Origin of the sequence: Streptomyces sp. NPDC001093 (assembly GCF_040298985.1) — a bacterium.
In the GTDB taxonomy this organism is placed as follows: Bacteria; Actinomycetota; Actinomycetes; order Streptomycetales; family Streptomycetaceae; genus Streptomyces.
In genome coordinates, this window is record NZ_JBEPBF010000124.1 from 1,175 (window position 1) to 22,938 (window position 21,764).

A 21,764-nucleotide genomic window follows, 5' to 3' on the forward strand; every position below is an offset into this window, starting at 1 on the left:
GCTGCTCTGTGATCGCTGGGCCTTGCGGGTGCTGTGTGACCGCCGGGCCTGGCGGCCGGTTTGTGACTGCCGGCCGGGGGCCTTGGGGTGTCGGGCCGGGTGGCTGGTCTCTCACTGCCGGCCTCGTGGGCGGCCCTTGGGCGCCGGGTCGGGGCCCGGTCTGTGACCGTCGGACTGTGCGGGCGGCCTCAGGGGGCCTGGCCGGGTGGCTGGTCTGTGGCTGCCTGGCCGGGCGGCCGGTCTGGGACCGCCCGGCTCGGCGACCGCCCTTTGAGTGCTCCGCTCGGCGACCGCCCTTTGAGCGCCCGGCCAAGCGACCGCCCTCTGACCATCCGGCACGACGCGCCGGTGAAGCGGCGGCCGCCCAGGCCCCAGACGGCCGGCCGCCCGTGCGACGGCCCTCTGACCGCCCGCCCGCGCGACCGCTCTCCCTCAACCCGCCCGCACGACTGCCCCGAACGACGACGGCGACCGCCCCCGCCCCCGATCACGAAGGCGACCGCCCCCCGACCACGACGGCCCTGTCCGTCCCATCCCCTGTTCACGACGCAGCCGGCGCGGAGGCTGGAGGCACGTATGGGTACGACCACGTCACACACACCGCCCGAATCGGAAGGGCAGCCGGACGTTGGCCCGGGGTCGGTCGGGCGGTCGGTGCGGCTGATCCCGGACGGGTCGGTGAAGGTGCCGCTCAAGCCCGCCGTGGTGGCCCGTCGGCGGGGCGTCGGCGAGCAACCGCTCCCCGGGCACCCCGCGCCGGTGTGCCGCCGCCCGCCGCCGGAGGTCGACCCGGAACTGGTGGAGCGCCCGGCGCGGGTGCTGCCGGGGGCGGCCGGGGTGCTGGCCGGGGCCTTCGGGACCGCCGGCTGTCTGGCCACCTCCTGGTGGGCGGGGTTGCTCCCGCCGGCCGTGGTGGAGGCGCTGCGCCTGCCCGCGTCCCTGGGCGCGGGGCTGGGGCCGGCGCAGTGGGCGGCGTACGCCGGAGCCGGGGCGCTCGCGATGTTCGGCTTCGGCGGGCTGACCCGGGGGCGGACGGGGCGGGCCTGGGTGCTCGGACTGTTCGGCCGCTACCGGGGGACGGTACGGCGCACCGGACTGCTCTGGGTGAACCCGCTGCTGCGGCGCCGCGGGGCCGATGTGCGGCTGCGGCACTGGCGCGGCGAGGCGGTCCCGGCGGCGGATCCCGACGGGACGGCGCTCAGGGTGGTGGTGCTGGTGGTGTGGCGGATGCGGGACACCGCGCGGGCGGTGCTCGGCGTCGAGGACCACGAGAGCTACGTGCGCGCGTGCGTGGAGGCGGCGATGGCGCGGGTGCCGGTGGAGCCGGCGGGCGGGACGCGGGGCGGGCTGACGGCGGCCGGGGACGCGCTGACCCGGCTGGTCGCGGAGGAGACCGCGCCGGTCGGCGTGGAGGTGTTCTCGGTGCGGCTGCTCCGGGTGGAGTACGAACTCGACGACCACGAGCCGACGGGCGGAGGGTGCCGGTGCGGGACCTGACGGACACCTTCCGCCCGGGCGCGGGGAGCCGTCGTAAGCCCGGCCCGTGATTGGTATGGACATGTTCAACAGGCGGCAATAATCTGACACTTGGTCTAGACCTACCTGCACAGCTCACCGAACTCCCCACGTTCTCCAGGAGCGGCAGTATGCACACCAGGACCAAGGTGTCCGCGGTCGTGCTGGGCGTGGTGACCGCCGGAGCGTTCGCGCTCTCCACCGGCGGCGCCAGCGGGCACGGCTACACCGACCTCCCCATCAGCAGGCAGAAGCTCTGCGCCAACGGCACGGTGACGGGCTGCGGCGACATCCAGTACGAGCCGCAGAGCGTCGAGGGCCCCAAGGGATTCCCGGCCGCGGGGCCCGCCGACGGCCAGATCTGCAACGGCGGCCTGAGCCGGTTCGCCCAGCTCAGCTCGCCGACCACACCGTCCGGCGCGGCCTGGCCCACGACCAGGGTGACCGGCGGCCAGACCTACACCTTCCGCTGGCAGTTCACCGCCCAGCACGCCACGACGGACTTCAAGTACTTCGTCACCAGGCAGGGGTGGAACCAGAACCACGCCCTGTCCCGCTCGGACCTCGACCTCACCCCGTTCCTGACGGTCCCGTACAACGGCCAGCGCCCGCCGGCCACCCTCAGTCACAGCGGCACCCTGCCGACCGGGCTGAGCGGGCACCACGTCATCCTCGCGGTGTGGACGATCGCCGACACGGGCAACGCGTTCTACGCCTGCTCGGACGTCACGTTCTGAGGACCGCTCCGCCACGGCACGGAAACTGAGGTTCCCTTGAGGCCGGCCGCCCCTACCCGCGGGTACGTTCCTCGCACGCCGGCCGAGCGGGCGGCGTACCGGACCTCGGGGGAACCTCATGTTCGAGCTCTTCTTCTACGCCGTACCCATCGTCATGATCGCCGGCCTCGGGCGCGCCGCCTTCCTGTTGCTGCGCCGCGCCCGGCGGGTCAACAGGACCTGGGCGCACGGCCTGACCGCAGAGGCGCGCTGCCTGCGGATGTACACGACGACCAGCGGGGGCGGCGGGGACACGTCCGTGCGGACGACCCTGCACCACGTCTACGAGTTCACCACCCGCGAGGGCCGTACGGTCCGCTTCGAGGAGGAGGACGGCCCGGCGACCGTCGTGGAAGGCGACTTCGTCGCCGTGAGGTATCTGCCGGAGCAGCCCCAGCGGGCCACCGCGCGCCCGCCGGCGCCCGCCAAGCTGGCCGTCGGCACGGGTTTCGGCGTGGCCTTCCTCGGGGCGCTCATCGCCTTCTGCGTGGTCTTCATCTCCACCGCCCACGCGGCGTTCTCGGAGTCCGGCGGCCTGATGCCGTGACCCTCCTCATCTGACGCCATGTCAGTTATTGTGCCCTGCCATGGAGTCCGAGGCACGCACGGTCGCCGAGCTGGTCGCGGCGCGGTGGGGGGACCACCGCCCGGGACTCAGCTGTGAGGAACGGACGCTGACCCAGCACCAGTTCGCCGCGGGCGCCGCCGCGCGGGCGGCCCTGCTGGCCGACCTGCTGCCACCCGGTGCCGTACCGCATGTCGGTGTGCTCCTCGACAACACCGAGGAGTTCCCGCTCTGGCTCGGCGCCGCCGCCCTGGCCGGCGCGGCCGTCGCCGGGATCAATCCCACCCGGCGGGGCCCCGAACTGGCCCGGGACATCCTGCACACCGAGTGCCCGATCCTGGTCACCGAGCGGGCCCACCTGCCCCTTCTGGCGGGACTCGGCCTTCCCGGCCTACGGCTCCTCGTCACGGACTCCCCCGAGTACGCCGCCCTCCTCGCCCCCTACGCCGACGCCGTGCCCGGCCCGTCCCGCGCCGCACCCACCGACCGGCTGCTGCTGTACTTCACCTCCGGCTCGACCGGCGCCCCCAAGGCCGCGCTCTGCTCCCAGGGACGGCTGGCGGCGGCCGGGCAGGCGCTGGTGAGGCAGTTCGGGGTGCGCGCCGACGACGTGCACTACATCTGCATGCCGATGTTCCACGGCAACGCGGTGATCGCCGACTGGGCGCCCGCGCTGGCCGCCGGCGCGGGGGTCGCGCTGCGGCGGCGGTTCTCGGCGTCCGGGTTCCTGCCCGATGTGCGCCGGTACGGCGCGACGTACTTCACGTATGTCGGGCGGGCCGTCCAGTACGTCCTCGCCACCGAGGAGCGCGCGGACGACCGCGACAACCCCCTGCGGCTCGGTTTCGGCACGGAGGCCGGCGCGGTGGACGCGGCGGCCTTCGAGCGGCGGTTCGGGGTCCGGCTGGTGGAGGGCTACGGCTCCTCCGAGGGCGGTGCGGCGATCCAGTGGGCGCCGGGCACGCCGAAGGGCGCGGTGGGGCCGGCCGGCCCGGGGCTGGTGGTGCTCGACCCGGCCACGGGGCGCGAGTGCCCGCCGGCCGTGTTCGACTCCGCCGGGCGGCTGCTCAACGGGGAGGAGGCGATCGGTGAGCTGGTGAACCGGGGGCCGAACCCCTTCGAGGGCTACTGGCGGAACCCGGCCGCCGAGGCCGAGCGGCGCAGGGGCGGGGCGTACTGGACCGGTGATCTCTTCTACCGGGACGCCGACGGCTATCTGTACTTCGCGGGCCGCGGCGACGACAGGATCCGTGTCGACGGGGAGAACCTGGCCGCCGCGATGATCGAGAACATCGTCGCCCGGTACGAGGGCGCGGTGGCCGTCGCCGTCTACGGGGTGCCGGACCCGGTGACCGGGGACCAGGTGATGGCGACCATCGCCGGGTCCTTCGATCCGGCGGGCTTCGCCGGGTTCCTGGCGGCCCAGCCGGACCTGGGCACCAAGATGGCACCGCGGTTCGTGCGGGTGGTGGAGCGGATGCCGGTGACGGCCACGAACAAGATCCACCGGGCGCGGCTGCGGCGGGAGGGGTACGTGTGCGCCGATCCGGTGTGGTGGCGGCCGCCGGGGGAGGAGCAGTACCGGCCTCTCACGGCTGAGGATGCCGAAGGGCCCCTCGCTTCCCGCGAAGGGCCCTTCATCTGTGCGCCGCCAGGGACTCGAACCCCGGACCCGCTGATTAAGAGTCAGCTGCTCTAACCAACTGAGCTAGCGGCGCATGACTCCCGCCTGCTGCGGTTTTTTGCTCCCCGCGGCTGGCGACGAAGAAAATACTACCTGGTCCTGAGGGGTGCTGGTGACCACCTACAGGGCCAGGGACAGCAGCACCGGTGCCGCGTTCCGGTTCAGGGCCTCCGCGGCCTGCTTGAGCCGGTGCGCGTGCTCCACGGGAAGCGACAGCGCCAGGCAGCCCACCGAGGAGCCCGCGGTGATCGGGACCGCCGCGCAGACCGTGCCGATCGCGTACTCCTGGAGGTCCAGGACCGGCACCGTCGGCGGCTGGGACTCCAGGCGGGACAGCAGGAGCTTGTCGCTGGTGATGGTGCGCGAGGTGAGGCGGGCCATCTTGTGCCGGGAGAGGTGATCGCGGCGGGCGTTGTGGTCCAGCTGGGTCAGCAGGCTCTTGCCGACCGCCGTGGCGTGGGCGGAGTAGCGGAAGTCGACCCACTCGTTGACCGCCGGGGTGGTGGGCCCGGCGGCGTACTGGGTGACCCTGACCTCGCCGTCGACGTAGCGGCTCATGTAGACCGCCGCGCCCACTGAGTCGCGCAGCCGGTCCAGGGTGTGCTGGAGCTTCTCGCGCAGGGCCCGCTCACGGTCGTGCGCGGAGGTGAGGCGGCGCAGGGTGTCGCCGGTGACGTACGCCCCGTCGGTGATCTGCTCGACATAGCCCTCCCGGCGCAGCATGCGCAGCAGGGCCGTGAGCCGCTCGGAGCCGAGGCCGGTGCGGCGGGCCAGCTCGGTGTCCGTCACCCCGGCGGAATGGCGGGCGACGGTCTCCAGCACGCGCAGGGCGTCCTGGGCCGAGTGGTACGGGGCGGTCGGCTCGTTCCTCAGCGCCACGGTGTCCCCCTGCGCTCGCCTGTGTGGGCCGCGAGATCCGGTCGGCGGATCGCTACCACGATAACGGGCAAACCCGGTACGGGGAGAGGGGGTTGGCGAGATTCTTCCCCTGCCCGACCCCTCCCAACTGGGGCGCAGACCCTCTGGCATATGCCATCGTCATGACCCATCGGCCGGAGCAGCGGCCGGACCTCGGCATCTTCCGGGATCCACGCGCCGTAGTCACAGGACCGCGCTGAGGAATTCCCGGGTGCGGTCCTGTTCCGGCTCGGTGAAGATCTTGTCCGGGGAACCCGATTCGATCACCCGGCCGCCGTCGAACATCAGCACCTGGTCGGAGATGTCACGGGCGAAACCCATCTCGTGGGTCACACAGAGCATGGTGATGTCGGTGGTGTGCGCGATGTCCCTGAGCACGTCGAGGACGCCCGCGACCAGCTCCGGGTCGAGCGCGGAGGTCACCTCGTCCAGCAGCAGCACCTGCGGCCGCACCGCCAGCGCCCGGGCGATCGCCACCCGCTGCTGCTGTCCGCCGGAGAGCCGGATCGGCTTCGCGTCGCACTTGTCGGTCAGCCCCACCAGCTCCAGCAGCTCCCGGGCGCGCTCCTCGGCCTCGTCCCTGGACATCCCGAGGACCTGCACCGGCGCCTCGGTGATGTTCCGCAGCACGCTCATGTTCGGGAACAGGTTGAACTGCTGGAACACCATCCCGATCTTCTTGCGGACCTCCCGGACCTGCTTCTCCGGCGCCGGGAACAGCTGCTCGCCGTCGACGGTGATCACGCCCTCGTCCGGCTTGGTGAGGGTCATCAGAAGTCTGAGGATCGTGGTCTTGCCGGATCCGGACGGGCCGATCAGCGTCACGTGCCGGCCGGCGTCGACGGAGAAGTCCAGCCGGTCGAGCACGGTGTTGGCGCCGAACCGCTTGGTGACGTTCTCCAGGCGGATCAGCTCGGTCGGCTGGGCGTCGGTGGCGGAGGGCTGCGGACGGGTCTCAACGGACAAGGCGTCGCTCCAGGGCTCGCAGGAGAAGGGAGGCCAGGTAGGAGATGAGGATGAAGGCCACACCGATCACGGTGACCGGCTCGGTGAACTGGAAGTGCTGCTGGGAGAAGAGCCGGGCCTGGCCGAGCATCTCCAGCACGGTGATCACCATCAGCATCGGCGTGTCCTTGAGCATGGAGATCACGTAGTTGCCGAGCGCGGGGACCACCCGGCGGATCGCCTGCGGCAGGATCACCGCGGTCCAGGTCCGCCGCCGCGGCAGGTTCAGCGCGGTCGCCGCCTCCCACTGGCCGACCGGGACCGCCTCGATGCCGGCCCGGTAGACCTGCATGGTGTACGTCGAGTAGTGCAGGCCGATCGCGAAGACGCCGGTGGTCAGCGCGGAGAAGGTCACGTTCCACTCGGGCAGCACGTAGAACAGGAAGAACAGCTGCACCAGCAGCGGGGTGTTGCGCACGAACTCCGTGACCGCGCCGACCGGCCAGCGCACCAACCGGCTCGGCGTCCGCATCAGCAGCGCCCACACCAGGCCCAGGCTGAAGGACAGCAGCGAACCGAGGGCCAGGGCCTCGAGGGTGACCCGCAGACCGTCCCAGAAGTGCGGCATGAACTCGCTGACGGCGTTCCAGTCCCACTTCATGCGACGCGCCCCCCTACTCCGGTCGTCTGCGCCCGCTTCAGCTCACGCGCCGCCGGGAACGTCCCGGCGTCCTTGCCGACCCCGGCCTTCAGCCGCCTCTCCAGCGCACGCATGAGCCGGGTGAGCACGAAGGCGATCGCGAAGTAGATCAGGAGCACGTAGGTGTAGATCTCCGCGCTCTGCTGCAGCGCCAGGCGCACCAGGTTCGCGCTGAACGTCAGATCGCCCATGCCCATCACCGACACCAGCGCGGTGCCCTTGAGCAGCTCGACCAGCAGATTGCAGAAGGACGGGATCATCTCCGGCACGGCCTGTGGCAGCAGGATCAGCCGCATCCGCTGGGCCGGGGTGAAGCTGAGCGCGATCCCGCCCTCCTGCTGCGCCGGATCGACCGACTGCAGCGCGCCGCGCACGATCTCCGAGCCGTACGCGCCGTAGGTCAGCCCGAGCGCGAGCGTGCCCGCCCACATCGGCACCAGCTGCCAGCCGAAGGCGACCGGCAGCACGAAGAACACCCAGAAGATCATCACCAGCGCCGAGGTGCCGCGGAACACCTCGGTGTAGAAGCCGGCGAGGAAGCGCACGATCCACAGCCGGTGCGTCCGCGCGATACCGACGACGAAGGACACGGCGGCGGCCAGCAAGGCGCTGAACACCAGCAGCTGGACGGTGGTCCAGACACCCTTCAGTACGAGGTCCCACAGTCCCGAGGTCATCCGCCGCACAACTCCTTCGCGGTGAGATCGGTCATCTCGGCCCTGGTGAATCCGAAGGGCCGGAGTATCCGGAACAACTCCCCGCTCTTCTTCAGCTTGTGCAGCTCGACGTTGAAGGCGTCCCGCAGCCTCGTCTCGGTCGGCCGGAACGCGAACGCGCCGCCGTCGACGTGCGGTTTGCCCTTCACCAGCGGCGCGAACGGCTCGGTGGCCTCCGCCTTGCCCGACTTCTTCACCACCTCGCGGGTGGTGAGCGCCGTACCGGCGAACACGTCGACCCGGCCGGCCTCGACGGCGTTCAGCCCGGCCACCTGGTCCGGGACGATGAGGATGTCGCTCTGCTTGTACCCGGCCCCGACCGCGTACTCGATCTCCGCGTAGCCGGTGCCGGTGGCGAACTTGGCCTTCTTCGCGACGACGTCCTTGTAGGAGTGCAGGCCCAGCGGGTTGCCCTTGCGCACGATGAACGAATCGAGCATCTGATAGTCCGGATCCGCGAAGATCACCTGCTGGCAGCGCTCCGGATTGACGTACATCCCGGCGGCCACGACATCGAACTGCTGGGAGTTGAGCCCGGGGATCAGCGAGCCGAACTCGGTGGGAACGGGCTGCACCCGGTCCACCCCCAGCCGCTTGAAGATCACCTTGGCCAGTTCGGGCGCCTCACCGGTGAGATGGCCGTCCTTGTCGATGTACCCGAAGGGGATCTCCCCGGCGATGCCGAGGCGTACGACGCCCTGCGCGCGGAGGCGTTCGAGCAGGTCACCGCCCTGCTTGCCGGACGCCTCGGCCACCCGGGAGCAGCCCGCCGCGCCCAGCACACCGAGGGCGGCGAGGCCACCGAGCACCGAGCGCCGGGTGTGCCGGCTGTGTCTGAGTCCCGACCGGAATGTGTGTACGTCGTTCCCAAGTGGTGGAGCCATGGCGGCGCGGCTACCCAAGCGGATCCGGGCTATGCACCCTTGTTTTCATGGCCGACCGATTCGTCACCGTCTCACTCGACAAGCGGGACGTGCACTGCACGGCACGACTGCTGGACGACCGCGCGCCCCTGACCTGCACGGCGGTCTGGGAAGCCCTGCCACTCGCGGGCGACGTCTACCACGCCAAATACGCGCGCAACGAGATCTACGCCCTCTTCCCTCCCTTCGCCTCCACGGAACCCCCACTGGAGAACCCGACGGTCACCCCGATTCCCGGCGACCTCTGTTACTTCTCCTTCGCCGGCACCGAGCTGGGCACCAAGGCCTACGGCTACGACCGCGAGGTGCGACCCGGCACCACGGTGGTCGACCTGGCCCTGTTCTACGAACGCAACAACCTGCTCCTCAACGGCGACGTGGGCTGGGTGCCGGGGATCGTGTGGGGCCGGGTGGTGGAGGGCTTGGAGACAATGGCGGAGGCGTGCAACGACCTGTGGCGCAGCGGGGCGGCGGGGGAGACGCTCAGTTTCCGGCGGGCCGCCTGACACCGTCCTGCCCACCGCCCAGACCCTGGCTCGCTGGATCGACGCGGGCGGCTACCGGGCGACCGGATAACCCCGCGAGGTCAACCTGGAGTGCCCCGGGAACCGCGACGACTGGGTGACGGAACTCCAGGCACCGGTGACCCGGGCCTGATCAATCGCGCGAGCCGAGCGCGGCGTGGAGCCAGTCGAGGGACCCCGTCTTCAGCACGGCGTCGGCGAGTTCCTGGCCGCTCCTGGTGGTGATCCGGCCACGGCTGTTGTCGATCCACCGCTGGACGTTGGCGTACCCTTGATCGCGGTATTCGACGCCCTGGATCATGCACTCCAGCTTGTCCGCATCCCGAGCACACCGGGCCTCCAGGGACTCCTTGCCCTCGTACTCGGCGATCAGCTCCTTGACCGCGTCGGCGAGCATCGCGGGCATGCCGGCGACCTGGTCGGCGGTGATCGCCTCGGGGTCGGCCTCGCCCTTGGTGTACTTCTTGCCCAGGTGGTTGACGTCGCCGGTACGGGTTTCCTGGCTGTCGTGCCACACGGCGAGGAACGCGGCACGGGCCGGGTCGGCTCCTTCGAGCTTCGCGATGATCGTGGCGATCAGGGCGGTACGCCAGGAGTGATCCGCGACCGACTCAGGGTCTTTCACACCGGCCATCCACCACCCGGTCCGCTTGCTCTGCTTCAGCGTCCCCGCCTCGTACAGGAAGCGCGCTACAGCGGTCATCTCGTCGGACACCGTGGGCTCCTCTCACGCCTCAGCGAGGCGGATAACGTACCGGATGCTCTCCAACTCCCGCCGCGCGCGCGACGACAGCTCTCCGCTATCCAACATGATCGGGAGCCGGTCACGCAGGGCCCGGGCCACGACTCCGGATCGCAGCAGGTTGGGGCGCGCCTGGAGCAGGGACCACACGCTATGGATGTTGAGGTCCACGTAGCCGTGGTGGGGAGCAATGCCCTCCACGAGGTGGGCCAAGAGCTTGTGCCCGTTCCACGGGCCGAGGGAGCCGTCGGCGATGAAGTCGTCGCTCAGCTGCGGGACGGACGTCTCACCGATCCAGTAGGCCCAGTACGCCAAGTTCGCGGCCTCGCCGGCGTCGTCGTCCATGAGCGCGGTGTCGATGAAATACGACATGCGGTCGCGATCGCCCTGCCGGGCCGCGACCGCGGCCACGGAACGGGTGTTGAGCCAGGCGGTGAGCCAGTCCCGGGCGCTCGGTGCGCTGCTGGTGGGCGAGCCAGTCGCCGGCGTCGGCCGCCACGTCGTAGCCGGACAGGTAGAGGGCCTGGCGGCGGAGGAGAAACCGACCCGGGCCACGCGCCTGCTCGGCCGTGTGTCGCAAGCGTGCGAAGACGGTCTGCCGTTCGGCGGTGGTCAGCTCGGGGCCGGTCGGTGCCGGGCCACGGCGCGGCCGAGGCGGTGCGGGCAGGGTGCGGACCGAACGCGGCGGCACGCCAATGAGCGGCCACGCCAGCACTTCGGCGAGCTCGCGCTGCATCACCATCGCGCCCAGGGGGCTCTCCTCCACGGCGGCCTTGTTGTCCAGGACACTGGCGAGGAGGACGTCCGCCTCCAGTGCGCGCTCCAGCGTCTGGAGGAGCGCAGGGGAGTTGCGCATCTGCATCAGCCGGTGGCGTAAGCCGAGCATCTGGCCGACCGGTAACGCCGTCAGGGAGCGGCGGCCGGTCTCCCACCCGGCGATCGTGTCGGGGGAGACCTCCAGGCGTTCGGCGGCCTCGTCCTGGGTGTAGCCCTGCTGTTCGCGGATCACGCGGAGGACGTAGCCACTGAGCAGCCCCGTCCGGGGCCGCCGGGCCTTACCTGTACCGACGGTCAGGGTTTGTCGCGTGCTCGGCCGCATGGGAGGTCCATTCCCGGCGGTTTTCGTCAAACCACCCGTACTCGCGGTCACTTCAGGACGATCCGGCGACTTTCTAGGGTCGTTGGTGTCCCTGAATGAGCCTATTGGGAGGCCGCAGCACATGGGCTCCGATCTGTACACACCACCCGACGGTGTCACTCCGGGAAGCGTCGGAACGCCACAGACGAGACCCGCGATGGTGACCGGCGCCGAGCGTCGGCTTGCCGTCGACCTCGCCAAGGTGGACCACTACTTGGGTGAGGCCCGTCGGTACTGCATCAGCTTTGTGGGTTACACAGCGCTCAGGAATAGTCGCACGGGCGTGCTTCGCCCGTTGATGGCCGAGGGCGGCATGCCGATGGTTTCCACCGTGCTGCCGCGCGAGGCTGCGTCGGTGCCGGCCGCTCGCCGCCTCGTGCGGCATACCCTCGCGGACTGGCGGTTGCCGCACCTGGCGGAGGCTGCCGAACTGGTCGTCGCTGAGCTCGCCGCGAACGCCGTACAGCACACCCGGCACTCGGTCTTCGGGGTGACGATCCGCCGGGTTCCCGGACATCACGTACGAGTGGCCGTCACCGACAAGAGCCGTGCACTGCCGGTGCTGGGTCCTGTGGAGGAGGAGGCCGTGAGCGGCCGTGGCCTGGCCATGGTCGCTGCCACCACGAACCGGTGGGGGATCGACATGCTGCCCTGGGGCAAATGCGTTTGGGCCGACCTGGGGCTCAAGGACCCCGAGGCTCCGCGCCCAGCCGACGAGGTGCCCATGTTCGCCACCGTCAAGGCGCAGGCGCTGTACATCCTCATTGTGATGTCGCTTGCTGCCCTGCTCACTCTGTCCGTCGCATCCGACCGGCCGTGACGGCTCTTGACCCCCGCTCCGGCCGCGCCGTAGCGGTTCACGGCGGAGCGACCTCGGGCGCCGGTGGACTCGGCGCGTCGAAGAATCAGGCACTAGCGAAGGGAGGGACTGTGTTCCTGCCCCACAGCATCATCGAGCAGCTCACCGACGAGCAGGTAGACACCTGGAACCGGCACTACGCCGGAAACGGCCATGAGCGGCCGCGCTCCATCGAGGAAGGCATCTGGCGCCGCACTCAGGATCCCAGGGACGCCGCCGGATCGTGCATTACCGGTACCGGTACGACCTCGACTATGTCTTCCCGGTCCCCCGTTTGGTTCTGGCGGACCTGTACCTCTACCACTCCATCCTGGCCCCGGCCGACGAGATCAAGGCCTACCGTGACGCCATCGCGGTCTGGCTGGCCCAGGGGCGTTGGCGGCAGAAGGCCGATGATCTCTGGCAGCTTGGCGACCTGCGCGTCACGATCGCCACGTACGACGTCCATCCGCAGGACGAGCGCGCCGGCAGGGACACGCTGCCCGGGTTCCGATCGGTCGACCTCACCTTCGTCTCCGAAGACTTCGAGGTCACCCGGGCGGTGCGGCAGATGCCGTGGAATGTCCTCGCCGGCGGCATGCGGGTCAAGGAGCAGCGTGGCACCCCCGAGTACGCGCCGGACCTTGCGGGCCTGGCGGACTTCCTGCCGTTCCAGGTCGAGCTCGGCTGCGGCACGAGCATCGAGGCCGGGGTGCCGCCGCTGCATTTCCTGCACGAGATCTACCGGGTGACAGCCCGCAGGGACAACGCTCTGACACAGGCCCACGCGTTCACGATGGCCCCGGCCGACGACCCGTTCGTGAAGGAGATGCTGACCGTGCCCGGCGCCAAGGCGGAGCAGCTGGTGGAGATGTTCCGCGCCTGCTTCATGGCGCAGCCGACCCAGGCTCACCGCTCGCTGAAGGCGCTGCACGACGCAGGCCATTTCGTCGGCCCGGTGCTGCAACACAACTTCGATCTGCTTGCGGCGCGAGCCGGGCTGCCGGAGTGTTTCCTTCGCCGCTACGACCAGAAGATCCCGCCTGTGCCCTTCGTGGCAGGCGCGAAGGCGCTGCTGGTGGTCGGGCTGCACGCCGACCGGCGGGCCGTGCAGGCGCGTGCCCGCCAACGTGGCATGAAGGTCTTCTTTCTGGACACCGAAGGACTGGAAGCGAACGACGTCCACCACGAGTACCTGGTCGAGGGCGCCCGTGAGGGTGATGTCATCGTGCGCGCGCCCGCCACCCCGGCGCTGGAACGGCTCTGTCAGGTCCTTGGCGTCGACGTGGCCTTCGACGTGGCCGCGTGACCAGTACGTCTCGTGAGCTGCGCGCGACGCCAATAGCGTCTGGCGAATCGCGCGCGGCTCCACCCCGGGGTCGCCCACCCCGAAGGAGCAACCACCTCATGCGTGTTTCCGTCATCGGCTGCGGACATCTCGGAATCCCGCACGCCGCCGGCATGGCCCACCTCGGGCATGAAGTCCTCGGCGTTGAGCTGAATGCCGATCGAGTCGCCCAGCTCAACGGTGGCAACGCCCCGATCTACGAGGCCGGACTGCCCGAGCTGCTGGCCAAGCACACCGGCTCGGGCCAGCTGCGGTTCACCACGAGCATGGAAGAGGCCGCCGACTTCGCCGACCTTCACTTCCTCGCGGTAGGTACTCCGATCGCGCACGACGGCCGGTCGTACGACACCGGACAGGTCTTCGGCGCAGTACGCGCCCTTGCCCCGCATCTCACTCGGCCCTGCACGATCATGGGCAAGTCGACGGTGACCGTCGGCACGACGGCCCGGCTGACCGCGCTCGTGCAGCGCTTGGCTCCAGCCGGAGCCGACGTCGAGGTGGTGTGGAACCCGGAGTTCCTGCGCGAGGGCCATGCCGTGGAGGACACGCTGCGTCCGGACCGTATCGTCGCCGGCGTCACCAGCGAGCGCGCCGAGGCAGCCGTCCGCGAGGTGTACGCGCCGATCCTCGGCGAAGGCGCCCGGCTGATCGTGACGAGCCCGGAGACGGCCGAGCTGATCAAGGGCGCGGCGAACACCTTCCTCGGGCTGAAGCTGTCGTTCATCAACGCCGTGGCGGACATGTGCACGGCCGCCGGCGCCGACGTAATGACACTCGTCGAGGCGCTGGGCATCGATCCGCGCATCGGCGCGAAGGGCATGATGCCCGGCATCGGGTTCGGCGGCGGGTGTCTGCCCAAGGACGTCCGGGCCTTCACCGCGTCGGCGCATCAGCTCGGTGCGGCCGAGGCCGAGCGGCTGCTGCTGGCCGCCGAGTCTGTCAACGAGAGCCGGTCGGACATGGCTGTACAGCTCATCGAGGACGCTCTCGGGCGACCGGTAGCCGATGCCAGGGTCGCCATGTGGGGTGCCGCCTTCAAAGCTGGGACGAACGACGTGCGCGAGTCTCCGGCGCTGGCCGTCGCGAGCCGACTGCACCAGAGGGGCGCCCACGTCACCGTGCACGACCCGCATGCGTTGCAGACAGCTGCGCAGCGGCACCCCGAGCTGGAGTACGCAGACACCGTGGAAGAGGCCACGAGGGGCGCCGACATCGTGGTGACCGGCACCGAGTGGCCGCAGTTCCGCGAGGTCGACCCGGCTGTGCTCACCGGCGTCGCAGCCCGGCGTATCGCTGTCGACCTGCGGAACATCCTGGACGCGGAGTGGTGGGTCGGTGCCGGATGGACGGTGCACCAGCTCGGCCGCCCCTCGCGTCATCCGGCTTAGGCCGGATCGGCTTCCCGCGGCCGTACGCCGCGGGGATCGCCAGTGCGGAAGGGCCCGCTGGCGCGCGGAGTCGGGAGGGAAAGCCATGAACGCCGAAGAGGCCACGAGCATCGCGATCACCGGGCAGACCACCTTGGGTGAGCTGTGGCAGGCCATCGGAGCCCTGTCGGATGTCTGCGCCAGCGCGGGCGCGCACCTGCCCGAGGAGGAGCTGAAGGCTCTGCAGGTGGGTAAGGTCGCAGAGGAAGCCGGGGAGGCGATGCACGCGCTGCACGGACTCAAGGGCCTGACGACCTGCGCGGACGGGCACGACTGGGACGAGGTGACGAACGACCTCGTGGGTGCCGTCCTCGCGGCGATGATCGCCCTCCGGTACGTCAACGGCGACAGGGCGCCCGAGGAGTTCAACCGGATCGTCTTCAGGCGCACCCGTCGCGGCCGTGAGGCCCTGGAGGTTGCCGCCGCCTGATGTCGGCTCGCCACACCCGCCACACAATCGCCCTGGCCTGGCCGCCAGGGCGATTGTGTGGCGGGCACCGCATGGCAAGGAACGGCAGCGATTCCGGCATTGAGGCCGTCGACCCATGTGATTTCTTGACCCTCACACCGTGTCAGGCGGTCGACTCGGAGACATCATGTTCACCATCGGAGACTTCGCCCGGCACGGCCGTGTCTCGGTCCGGATGCTGCGTCACTACGACGCGACCGGCCTGCTGCGCCCGGCCCACGTCGACCCCGCCAGCGGCTACCGCCACTACACCGCCGCGCAGCTCGCCCGGCTCAACCGGATCATCGCGCTCAAGGACCTCGGATTCACCCTCCAGCAGGTGCGCGACATCGTGGACGAGAAGGTGGGCGCCGAGGAACTGCGCGGCATGCTGCGGCTGCGGCGGGCCGAACTGGAGACCGCCATGGCGGCCGCGGAGGCACGGCTGGTCCAGGTCGAGGCGAGGCTCCGAGCGATCGAGAGCGAGGGGCACATGCCCGCGAACGACGTCGTCATCAAGAACGTTCCTGCCGTCCGGGTGGCGGAGCTGACCGCGACCGCCGCGAGTTTCCAGCCCGAGGACATCGGCCCTGTCATCGGGCCGCTCTACGACGAGCTGTTCCGGCGCCTGGAGGCGGCAGGTGTCACCCCCACGGGCCCCGGCATCGCCTCCTACGAGGACGCCCCGGAGGGCGGCGGCAGGATCACCGTCCACGCCGCGGTCCAGGTCTCGGCCCCTGTCCAGGACGGCGCCCTGCGCATCCTCGACCTGCCGCCCCTCGACCGGGCGGCGACCATCGTGCACCGCGGCTCGATGGACACCGTCCTGCCCACCGCCCAGACCCTGGCCCGCTGGATCGACGCGGGCGGCTACCGGGCGACCGGATACCCCCGCGAGGTCAACCTGGAGTGCCCCGGGAACCGCGACGACTGGGTGACGGAACTCCAGGCACCGGTGACCCGGGCCTGATTCCCGGCGGTAGCCTCAGGGCCGGCCCCGTACCCGTCACACCGCTCCGGCCTCGTACAACGCGTGCGCCGCCCGCAGTACCAGATCATCCCGGTGCCGGGCCGCCACGAGCTGCATCCCCACCGGCAGCCCGTCCCCGTCCGTCCCCACCGGGACGGTCGCCGCGGGCTGCTGGGTGAGGTTGAACGGGTAGGTGAAGGGTGTCCAGCCCGTCCAGCGCCGGTGGGCCGAACCCCTCGGCGTCTCCACGCCCGCCTCGAACGCCGTCAGGGGCAGGGTCGGGGTGACCAGGAGGTGGAAGCGCTCGTGGAAGCGGCCCATGCGCCGGCCGAGGTCCATGCGGACGTCGACCGCGGCCAGGTAGTCCAGCGCGCTGTAGCGGGCGCCCCGCACGCAGATCTCCCGCAGGCCGGGGTCGAGCAGCTGGCGCTTGCGCGCGGAGAAGCGCTCGGTGAGCCGGGCCGCGCCGCTGAACCACAGGGTGTGGAAGGCCTCCACCGGTTCGCTGAAGTCCGGGTCGGTCTCCTCGACGTACGCGCCGAGGTCGGCCAGCAAGGCCACCGCCCGCCGTACCGCCGCCGCGACCGCCGGGTGGACCGGGACCTGGCCGCCGAGGGACGGGGAGTACGCCACCCGCAGTCCGTGCACACCGCCCCTGAGCCCCTCCGTGAAGGAGCCGGGCGCGGGCGGCAGGCCCGACCAGTCGCGGGGGTCCGGGGCGCTGATGACGTCCAGCAGCAGGGCCGCGTCGGCCGCGTCCCGGGTCATCGGGCCCGCGTGGGAGAGGGTGCCGAACGCGCTCGCCGGATAGAGGGGCACCCTGCCGTACGTCGGCTTCAGGCCGAAGATGCCGCAGAACGCGGCCGGGATGCGGATGCTGCCCCCGCCGTCCGTGCCCAGCGACAGCGGGCCCGCGCCGAGCGCCACGGCCGCCGCGCTGCCCCCGCTGGAGCCGCCGGCGGTGCGGGAGTGGTCGTGCGGGTTGCGGGTGGTGCCGGACAGCGGGGAGTCCGTCACGCCCTTCCAGCCGAACTCGGGGGTCGTCGTCTTGCCCAGGAACACCGCGCCGTGCTCGCGGAGCCGGGCCACCGAGGGGGCGTCCTCGTCCCAACTCCCCTGCTCGGAGATCGTCTTGGAGCCCCGCAGGGTGGGGTGGCCGCGCAGCAGGAGGATGTCCTTCACCGTCACCGGGACCCCGTCGAGCAGCCCGGCCGGCTCGCCGCGCCGCCAGCGCTCCTCCGACTCCCGCGCCCGGGTCAGCGCGTCCTGCTCGGTGAGGCGTACGAACGCGTTCACCTCCGGCTGGATGCGGCGGGCCCGTTCCAGGGCCTGCGCGGTCGCCTCCACGGGGCTGAACTCGCCCTTGCGGTAGCCGTCGAGGAGTTGTACGGCGGTCAGGTCGGTGAGCTGCATGCACCCTCCAAGAGGCCAAGAGGTCAAGAGGTCAAGAGGTCCGAGAGATCAGTGACCGGGCACGTAACCGCGTTTCTTGTCGACCACGTTCACCAGTGATCTGCCCGCCGCCCACCGCTCGTACAACTCCACGAACTGCGCGCCCAGTTCGTCCCGCCAGCCGACCGTGTCCCCGCTCATGTGCGGGGAGACGATCAGCCCCGGCAGCCCCCACAGCGGGCTGTCCGGGGGGAGGGGTTCGGTGGTGAAGACGTCCAGGGCCGCGCCCGTGATCCAGCGCCGGGTCAGGGCGTGGGCGAGGGCGTCCTCGTCCACCAGCGCGCCCCGGCCGACGTTCACGAAGAACGCCGACGGCTGCATCACGCCGAACCGGTGGCCGTCGAACATGCGGTACGTCTCCTCGGTGAGCGGTGCCGCCGCGATCACCCAGTCCGCGCGGGAGATCAGCCGGTCCAGGTCGGCCGGCCCGTGGATGCCGGTCCGCGGCACCCGCCCGACCAGCGCCGTCGTCACGCCGAGGGCCTTCAGGGTGCGTACGATCGCCCGGCCGATCGGGCCCGAGCCGACCACGCACGCGCGCGTGCCCGCCACCCGCCGGCCCTCCCGGTGCCGCCAGGTCCGCTCCCGCTGGTACTCCAGGGTGCGCGGCAGGTCCTTGGCGACCGCCAGCACCAGGGCCGCCACGTACTCGGCGATCGGCTGGTCGAAGATCCCGCGCGCGTTCGTGACCACCGTGTCCGACGCGGCCAGCTCCGGGCCCAGCAGATGGTCCACGCCCGCGCTCGCCGTGTGCACCCAGCGCGGGCGGGGCCCCTCCCCGGGCCAGGCCTCGCGGACCGCGTGCGAGGTGAAGTCCCAGACCAGCAGGACGTCCGCCTGCGGCAGCCGCTCGGCCAGGTGGGCGGCGTCGGTGTGCACGATCCGGGCGCGGCCGGTCAGCCGGCCGAGGCGCGGCGGCGGGTCGGCGTCCAGCACGAGGAGGGTCGGGAGAGTCGTCATACGGGGCGGCTCCGAGCGTCTGATGTGCGCGGACCAGGTGTGCTGACGTGCGCTGATTATGCGCGGATTGACCACGCTCGCACCCGAATCTACCTTCGTCAACACGGGCGTACTCGCGATCCGTTGCCCACTCGTCTCCCAGCGTGAGGCCGGTGCCAGCCATGGACGTCTCTTTTCTCGGCGGCCCCCGCCTCCAGCGCGGTGTGGGCGTGGTCGCCCCCTTCGACTTCGCCCTCGACCGGGAGCTGTGGCGCTGGGTGCCCGACGAGGTGTCGCTGCATCTGACCCGGACCCCGTTCGTGCCGGTCGAGGTGAGCCTGGACCTGGCCCGTCTGGTGAGCGAGCACGAGACCCTCGGTGACGCCGTGCGCGCGCTGACCGCCGTCGCGCCCGAGGTCGTCGCCTACGCCTGCGCCTCCGGCAGCTTCGTCGGCGGGATCCCCGGGGAGCGGGCGATGTGCGCGGCGATGCGGCTCGCGGGCGCGCCGCCCTCGGTGACCACCTCCGGCGCGCTGCTGGAGGCGCTGGCCGAGCTGCGGGTCCGGCGCGTCGCGCTGGTCACGCCGTACACCGTGTCCGTGACCCGGGCGCTGGAGGACTTCGTCGCCGAGGCCGGCGTCGAGGTCACCGGGTGCGCCTTCATGGGCCTGACCCGGCATATCTGGCGGGTGCCCTACCGGGACGTCGTCGCCATGGCCCGGCAGGCGGTCCGCCCCGGCACCGCCGACGCGCTCTTCATCTCCTGCACCAACCTGCCGACGTACGACGTGATCCCCCAGCTGGAGGCCGAGCTGCGCATTCCCGTGCTGTCTGCCAACCAGGTCACGATGTGGGCTGCGCTGCGCCGGCTGGGTACCCGAGCCGTGGGGCCGTACCAGGCGCTGCTGGACGAGTCGGCGCGCGCCTGGCCCCCCGCACTGCCGGAAGAGACGCAGGAAGCGACACCGGAAGAGACGCAGGAAGGCTGGACATGACCGCACTCGGATTCCTCTACCCGGGCCACTCCGCCGAGGACGACTATCCACGCATCGAGCAGCTCCTGGGCAGCGACATCCGGGTGGACCTGGTCCACACCGACATCGGCGAGGACGCGCACCGGGTGGCGGCGCTGCGCGAGATGGGCTCCACCGAGCGGCTCGCGACGGGCATGGAGAGCCTGCGGCTGACCGGGGCCGAGACGGTGGTGTGGGCCTGCACCAGCGGCGGCTTCGTGCACGGCTGGGAGGGCGCACAGGAGCAGGTGCGCACGCTCGCCCGGCTGGCCGGGATGCCCGCGTCCTCGACGTCGTTCGCCTTCGTGCACGCGGCCCGGGAGATCGGGGTGCGGCGGGTCGCGGTCGGCGCGACCTACCCGGAGGACGTCGCCGCGCTGTTCGCGGACTTCCTGCGGGCCGCGGGGCTCGAGGTGACCGGGATGCGGTCCTCGGGGATCGTCACGGCGGCGGAGGTCGGCACGTGGGGCGAGGAGGACGTGCTGACGCTGGCCCGGGCGGCCGACGTCCCGGACGCGGAGGCGGTACTGCTCCCGGACACGGCCCTGCACACGGCCGCGCATCTGTCGTTGCTGGAGAAGGCGCTGTCCAAGCCGGTGCTCACGGCGAACCAGGTGACGGTGTGGGAGGGGCTGAGGCTGGCCGACCGGCGGGTCAACGCGCCGACGCTGGGGACGCTGTTCACCCGCGAGCCCCTGGTCCAGGTACGGGAATAGGCTGCGGGAATCGGCTGCGGGAATCGGCTGCGGGAATCGGCTGCGGGAATCGGCTGCGGGAATCGGCTGCGGGAATCGGCTGCGGGAATCGGCTGCGGGAATCGGCTACGGGAATAACCGGAGACTGCCTCCTGTTAGGTGTGGCCAGGACAGCGCACGCCACGAACAGGAGGCCCACACCGTGTCGGCAGACGAGGCAGACGAGATCCGGGGCACAGCGGACGAGATCCGGGGCACCACGCACGGGACCGCCCCCGCCCCCCTCTCCGTACTGGACCTGGTGACCGTCGGCGCGGGCAGCACCGCCTCCGACGCCCTGCGCACCAGCGTGGCGCTGTCCCGGTTCGCCGAGGCCCGCGGCTTCCACCGGTACTGGGTCGCCGAGCACCACTCCATGCCCGGCGTCGCCTCCTCCTCGCCCGCCGTGATCCTCGCCCACCTCGCCGCCCACACCGAGCGCATCCGGCTCGGCTCGGGCGGCGTCATGCTGCCCAACCACGCGCCCCTCGTCATCGCCGAGCAGTTCGGCACGCTGGAGGCGCTCGCGCCGGGCCGCATCGACCTCGGCCTCGGCCGCGCCCCCGGCACGGACGGCGCCACGGCCGCGGCCCTGCGCCGTACCGACACCCTGAACGAGGGCGCCGACGACTTCCCGGAGCAGCTCGCCGAGCTCACCCGCTTCCTGGACGACGACTTCCCCGACGGGCACCCGTACCGGCGGATCCACGCGATCCCGGGTCCCGTCCAGGCCACCACCCCCGGCGGCGTCCAGTCAACGCACCGCCCGCCGGTCTGGCTGCTCGGCTCCTCCGGCTTCAGCGCCCGTCTCGCCGGCCTGCTGGGCCTGCCGTTCGCCTTCGCGCACCACTTCTCCGCGCAGAACACCATCCCGGCCCTGGACCTGTACCGGCAGACCTTCCGCCCCTCCGCGGTCCTCGGCGAGCCCTACGCCCTGATCGGTGTCTCCACCCTCGCCACCGACGACGCGCGCGAGGCCCGCCGCCAGACCCGGGCGATGGCCCTCAACATGCTCCGGCTGCGCACCGGCCGGCCCGGCCTCTTCCCCGACCCGGACGAGGCCGAGAAGCACGAGTTCAGCCCGATGGAGGAGGAGTTCATCACCTCCTGGACGTCCACCATCGTGCACGGCACCGCCGACGAGGTCCGCACCGGCCTGGACGACCTGCACAAGCGCACCGGCGCCGACGAGCTGATGCTCGTCTCCCACGCCCACCGCGGCGAACTCCGGCTGCGCTCCTACGAGTTGATCGCGGACGCCTACGGCCTGCCGGCCGCCTGACAGCAGGGCGTGGCGTGGTGAAGGTCCGGCCGGAGGGGCACCGCCGTCCGACGGCCGCGCGACGGAGCCGACGTACAGCGGCATCCGCGCCGACCCGTCGCCGATGCCCCGCTCCTCCTCGCTCATGTCCCAAGCAGCGCCCGCCTCTTCCGCGGGCCGGACATGAC

The 21,764-nt window shown here is 71.3% G+C and carries 20 protein-coding genes, 1 tRNA gene and 3 pseudogenes; 14 read left to right on the plus strand and 10 right to left on the minus strand.

The genetic code is table 11. The annotated features are described in order from the left end of the window. Positions 1 to 576 precede the first annotated feature (576 nt). From ABT288_RS39460 to ABT288_RS39475, 4 genes and pseudogenes are all read left to right on the plus strand, one after another. Positions 577 to 1,497: an SPFH domain-containing protein gene (locus ABT288_RS39460; protein ID WP_351618695.1), complete on the plus strand. Its 921-nt coding sequence runs from the start codon at positions 577 to 579 to the stop codon at positions 1,495 to 1,497. Between the two features lie 149 nt (positions 1,498 to 1,646). After that, positions 1,647 to 2,252, plus strand: coding sequence for a lytic polysaccharide monooxygenase auxiliary activity family 9 protein (locus tag ABT288_RS39465; protein ID WP_351618697.1), 606 nt, complete (start codon positions 1,647 to 1,649; stop codon positions 2,250 to 2,252). Positions 2,253 to 2,370: 118 nt separating this feature from the next. Further along, on the plus strand, positions 2,371 to 2,838 hold the full coding sequence (locus tag ABT288_RS39470; RefSeq protein ID WP_351618700.1) for a DUF3592 domain-containing protein: 468 nt from the start codon (positions 2,371 to 2,373) through the stop codon (positions 2,836 to 2,838). A gap of 40 nt (positions 2,839 to 2,878) precedes the next feature. Next, positions 2,879 to 4,535: pseudogene (locus ABT288_RS39475) on the plus strand (AMP-binding protein). Here the strand turns inward: ABT288_RS39475 and ABT288_RS39480 are convergent. The 6 genes from ABT288_RS39480 to ehuB all read right to left on the minus strand — a co-directional run bounded on the left by ABT288_RS39480 (position 4,501) and on the right by ehuB (position 8,703). Further along, positions 4,501 to 4,574 (minus strand) — tRNA-Lys (locus ABT288_RS39480). The pseudogene ABT288_RS39475 and the gene ABT288_RS39480 sit on opposite strands and share 35 nt — an antisense overlap. 86 nt (positions 4,575 to 4,660) lie before the next feature. After that, positions 4,661 to 5,419, minus strand: coding sequence for an IclR family transcriptional regulator (locus ABT288_RS39485; RefSeq protein ID WP_351618703.1), 759 nt, complete (start codon positions 5,417 to 5,419; stop codon positions 4,661 to 4,663). Positions 5,420 to 5,641: 222 nt separating this feature from the next. Further along, positions 5,642 to 6,424: an ectoine/hydroxyectoine ABC transporter ATP-binding protein EhuA gene (ehuA, locus tag ABT288_RS39490; RefSeq protein WP_351618705.1), complete on the minus strand. Its 783-nt coding sequence runs from the start codon at positions 6,422 to 6,424 to the stop codon at positions 5,642 to 5,644. After that, positions 6,414 to 7,064 carry an ectoine/hydroxyectoine ABC transporter permease subunit EhuD gene (ehuD, locus tag ABT288_RS39495; RefSeq protein ID WP_351618708.1) on the minus strand — a complete coding sequence of 217 codons (651 nt, stop codon included), beginning with the start codon at positions 7,062 to 7,064 and terminating at the stop codon, positions 6,414 to 6,416. The genes ehuA and ehuD overlap by 11 nt, the downstream gene beginning before the upstream one ends. Further along, complete coding sequence (ehuC, locus tag ABT288_RS39500) at positions 7,061 to 7,780, minus strand: ectoine/hydroxyectoine ABC transporter permease subunit EhuC (protein ID WP_351618711.1); 720 nt, start codon at positions 7,778 to 7,780, stop codon at positions 7,061 to 7,063. Before ehuC ends, ehuD begins: the two co-directional genes overlap by 4 nt. After that, on the minus strand, positions 7,777 to 8,703 hold the full coding sequence (gene ehuB, locus ABT288_RS39505; protein WP_351618712.1) for an ectoine/hydroxyectoine ABC transporter substrate-binding protein EhuB: 927 nt from the start codon (positions 8,701 to 8,703) through the stop codon (positions 7,777 to 7,779). Before ehuB ends, ehuC begins: the two co-directional genes overlap by 4 nt. Before the next feature lie 47 nt (positions 8,704 to 8,750). On the opposite strand from ehuB, the gene ABT288_RS39510 reads away from it, so the two are divergent. Beyond that, positions 8,751 to 9,248 carry a DUF3830 family protein gene (locus ABT288_RS39510; protein WP_351618714.1) on the plus strand — a complete coding sequence of 166 codons (498 nt, stop codon included), beginning with the start codon at positions 8,751 to 8,753 and terminating at the stop codon, positions 9,246 to 9,248. Further along, a pseudogene (locus ABT288_RS39515) lies at positions 9,229 to 9,399 on the plus strand (GyrI-like domain-containing protein); the annotation flags it as partial. The gene ABT288_RS39510 and the pseudogene ABT288_RS39515, both read left to right, overlap by 20 nt. Here ABT288_RS39515 and ABT288_RS39520 read toward each other — a convergent pair. Together ABT288_RS39520 and ABT288_RS39525 are read right to left on the minus strand one after the other, a co-directional pair. Further along, a complete protein-coding gene (locus ABT288_RS39520; protein ID WP_450857641.1) occupies positions 9,400 to 9,969 on the minus strand; it encodes an HD domain-containing protein in 570 nt (189 codons plus the stop codon). Positions 9,970 to 9,993: 24 nt separating this feature from the next. Continuing rightward, a pseudogene (locus ABT288_RS39525) lies at positions 9,994 to 11,107 on the minus strand (helix-turn-helix domain-containing protein). Positions 11,108 to 11,303: 196 nt separating this feature from the next. Here ABT288_RS39525 and ABT288_RS39530 point away from each other — a divergent pair. The 5 genes from ABT288_RS39530 to ABT288_RS39550 all read left to right on the plus strand — a co-directional run bounded on the left by ABT288_RS39530 (position 11,304) and on the right by ABT288_RS39550 (position 16,177). Continuing rightward, on the plus strand, positions 11,304 to 11,966 hold the full coding sequence (locus ABT288_RS39530; RefSeq protein ID WP_351618718.1) for an ATP-binding protein: 663 nt from the start codon (positions 11,304 to 11,306) through the stop codon (positions 11,964 to 11,966). Positions 11,967 to 12,279: 313 nt separating this feature from the next. Beyond that, positions 12,280 to 13,293 (plus strand): hypothetical protein, encoded by a 1,014-nt coding sequence (locus tag ABT288_RS39535; RefSeq protein WP_351618720.1) that lies wholly within the window; start codon positions 12,280 to 12,282, stop codon positions 13,291 to 13,293. A 98-nt stretch (positions 13,294 to 13,391) separates the two neighbouring features. Then, positions 13,392 to 14,720 (plus strand): UDP-glucose dehydrogenase family protein, encoded by a 1,329-nt coding sequence (locus ABT288_RS39540; protein WP_351618722.1) that lies wholly within the window; start codon positions 13,392 to 13,394, stop codon positions 14,718 to 14,720. 85 nt (positions 14,721 to 14,805) lie between these two features. Then, positions 14,806 to 15,189: a MazG-like family protein gene (locus ABT288_RS39545; protein ID WP_351618725.1), complete on the plus strand. Its 384-nt coding sequence runs from the start codon at positions 14,806 to 14,808 to the stop codon at positions 15,187 to 15,189. A gap of 166 nt (positions 15,190 to 15,355) precedes the next feature. Next, on the plus strand, positions 15,356 to 16,177 hold the full coding sequence (locus ABT288_RS39550; RefSeq protein ID WP_351618727.1) for a MerR family transcriptional regulator: 822 nt from the start codon (positions 15,356 to 15,358) through the stop codon (positions 16,175 to 16,177). A 36-nt stretch (positions 16,178 to 16,213) separates the two neighbouring features. Here ABT288_RS39550 and ABT288_RS39555 read toward each other — a convergent pair whose 3' ends face one another. Both ABT288_RS39555 and ABT288_RS39560 read right to left on the minus strand, forming a co-directional pair. Beyond that, positions 16,214 to 17,590, minus strand: coding sequence for an amidase (locus ABT288_RS39555; protein WP_351618729.1), 1,377 nt, complete (start codon positions 17,588 to 17,590; stop codon positions 16,214 to 16,216). Positions 17,591 to 17,638: 48 nt separating this feature from the next. Then, on the minus strand, positions 17,639 to 18,589 hold the full coding sequence (locus ABT288_RS39560; protein ID WP_351618732.1) for a D-2-hydroxyacid dehydrogenase: 951 nt from the start codon (positions 18,587 to 18,589) through the stop codon (positions 17,639 to 17,641). Between the two features lie 161 nt (positions 18,590 to 18,750). Between ABT288_RS39560 and ABT288_RS39565 the strand changes: the two genes are divergently transcribed. The 3 genes from ABT288_RS39565 (at position 18,751) to ABT288_RS39575 (ending at position 21,597) form a co-directional block, all read left to right on the plus strand. Continuing rightward, positions 18,751 to 19,563, plus strand: coding sequence for a maleate cis-trans isomerase family protein (locus ABT288_RS39565; RefSeq protein WP_351618734.1), 813 nt, complete (start codon positions 18,751 to 18,753; stop codon positions 19,561 to 19,563). Then, complete coding sequence (locus ABT288_RS39570) at positions 19,560 to 20,297, plus strand: maleate cis-trans isomerase family protein (RefSeq protein ID WP_351618736.1); 738 nt, start codon at positions 19,560 to 19,562, stop codon at positions 20,295 to 20,297. The genes ABT288_RS39565 and ABT288_RS39570 overlap by 4 nt, the downstream gene beginning before the upstream one ends. Before the next feature lie 181 nt (positions 20,298 to 20,478). Continuing rightward, positions 20,479 to 21,597 (plus strand): LLM class flavin-dependent oxidoreductase, encoded by a 1,119-nt coding sequence (locus ABT288_RS39575; RefSeq protein WP_351618739.1) that lies wholly within the window; start codon positions 20,479 to 20,481, stop codon positions 21,595 to 21,597. The last annotated feature ends 167 nt before the right edge of the window (positions 21,598 to 21,764 follow it).

Coding starts and splice junctions, on each gene's coding strand:
- ABT288_RS39460 (WP_351618695.1), top strand. CDS start 577: ATGGGTACGACCACGTCACACACACCGCCCGAATCGGAAGGGCAGCCG.
- ABT288_RS39465 (WP_351618697.1), top strand. CDS start 1,647: ATGCACACCAGGACCAAGGTGTCCGCGGTCGTGCTGGGCGTGGTGACC.
- ABT288_RS39470 (WP_351618700.1), top strand. CDS start 2,371: ATGTTCGAGCTCTTCTTCTACGCCGTACCCATCGTCATGATCGCCGGC.
- ehuD (WP_351618708.1), bottom strand. CDS start 7,064: ATGAAGTGGGACTGGAACGCCGTCAGCGAGTTCATGCCGCACTTCTGG.
- ehuC (WP_351618711.1), bottom strand. CDS start 7,780: ATGACCTCGGGACTGTGGGACCTCGTACTGAAGGGTGTCTGGACCACC.
- ehuB (WP_351618712.1), bottom strand. CDS start 8,703: ATGGCTCCACCACTTGGGAACGACGTACACACATTCCGGTCGGGACTC.
- ABT288_RS39510 (WP_351618714.1), top strand. CDS start 8,751: ATGGCCGACCGATTCGTCACCGTCTCACTCGACAAGCGGGACGTGCAC.
- ABT288_RS39520 (WP_450857641.1), bottom strand. CDS start 9,969: ATGACCGCTGTAGCGCGCTTCCTGTACGAGGCGGGGACGCTGAAGCAG.
- ABT288_RS39530 (WP_351618718.1), top strand. CDS start 11,304: ATGGTGACCGGCGCCGAGCGTCGGCTTGCCGTCGACCTCGCCAAGGTG.
- ABT288_RS39540 (WP_351618722.1), top strand. CDS start 13,392: ATGCGTGTTTCCGTCATCGGCTGCGGACATCTCGGAATCCCGCACGCC.
- ABT288_RS39545 (WP_351618725.1), top strand. CDS start 14,806: ATGAACGCCGAAGAGGCCACGAGCATCGCGATCACCGGGCAGACCACC.
- ABT288_RS39550 (WP_351618727.1), top strand. CDS start 15,356: ATGTTCACCATCGGAGACTTCGCCCGGCACGGCCGTGTCTCGGTCCGG.
- ABT288_RS39555 (WP_351618729.1), bottom strand. CDS start 17,590: ATGCAGCTCACCGACCTGACCGCCGTACAACTCCTCGACGGCTACCGC.
- ABT288_RS39560 (WP_351618732.1), bottom strand. CDS start 18,589: ATGACGACTCTCCCGACCCTCCTCGTGCTGGACGCCGACCCGCCGCCG.
- ABT288_RS39565 (WP_351618734.1), top strand. CDS start 18,751: ATGGACGTCTCTTTTCTCGGCGGCCCCCGCCTCCAGCGCGGTGTGGGC.
- ABT288_RS39570 (WP_351618736.1), top strand. CDS start 19,560: ATGACCGCACTCGGATTCCTCTACCCGGGCCACTCCGCCGAGGACGAC.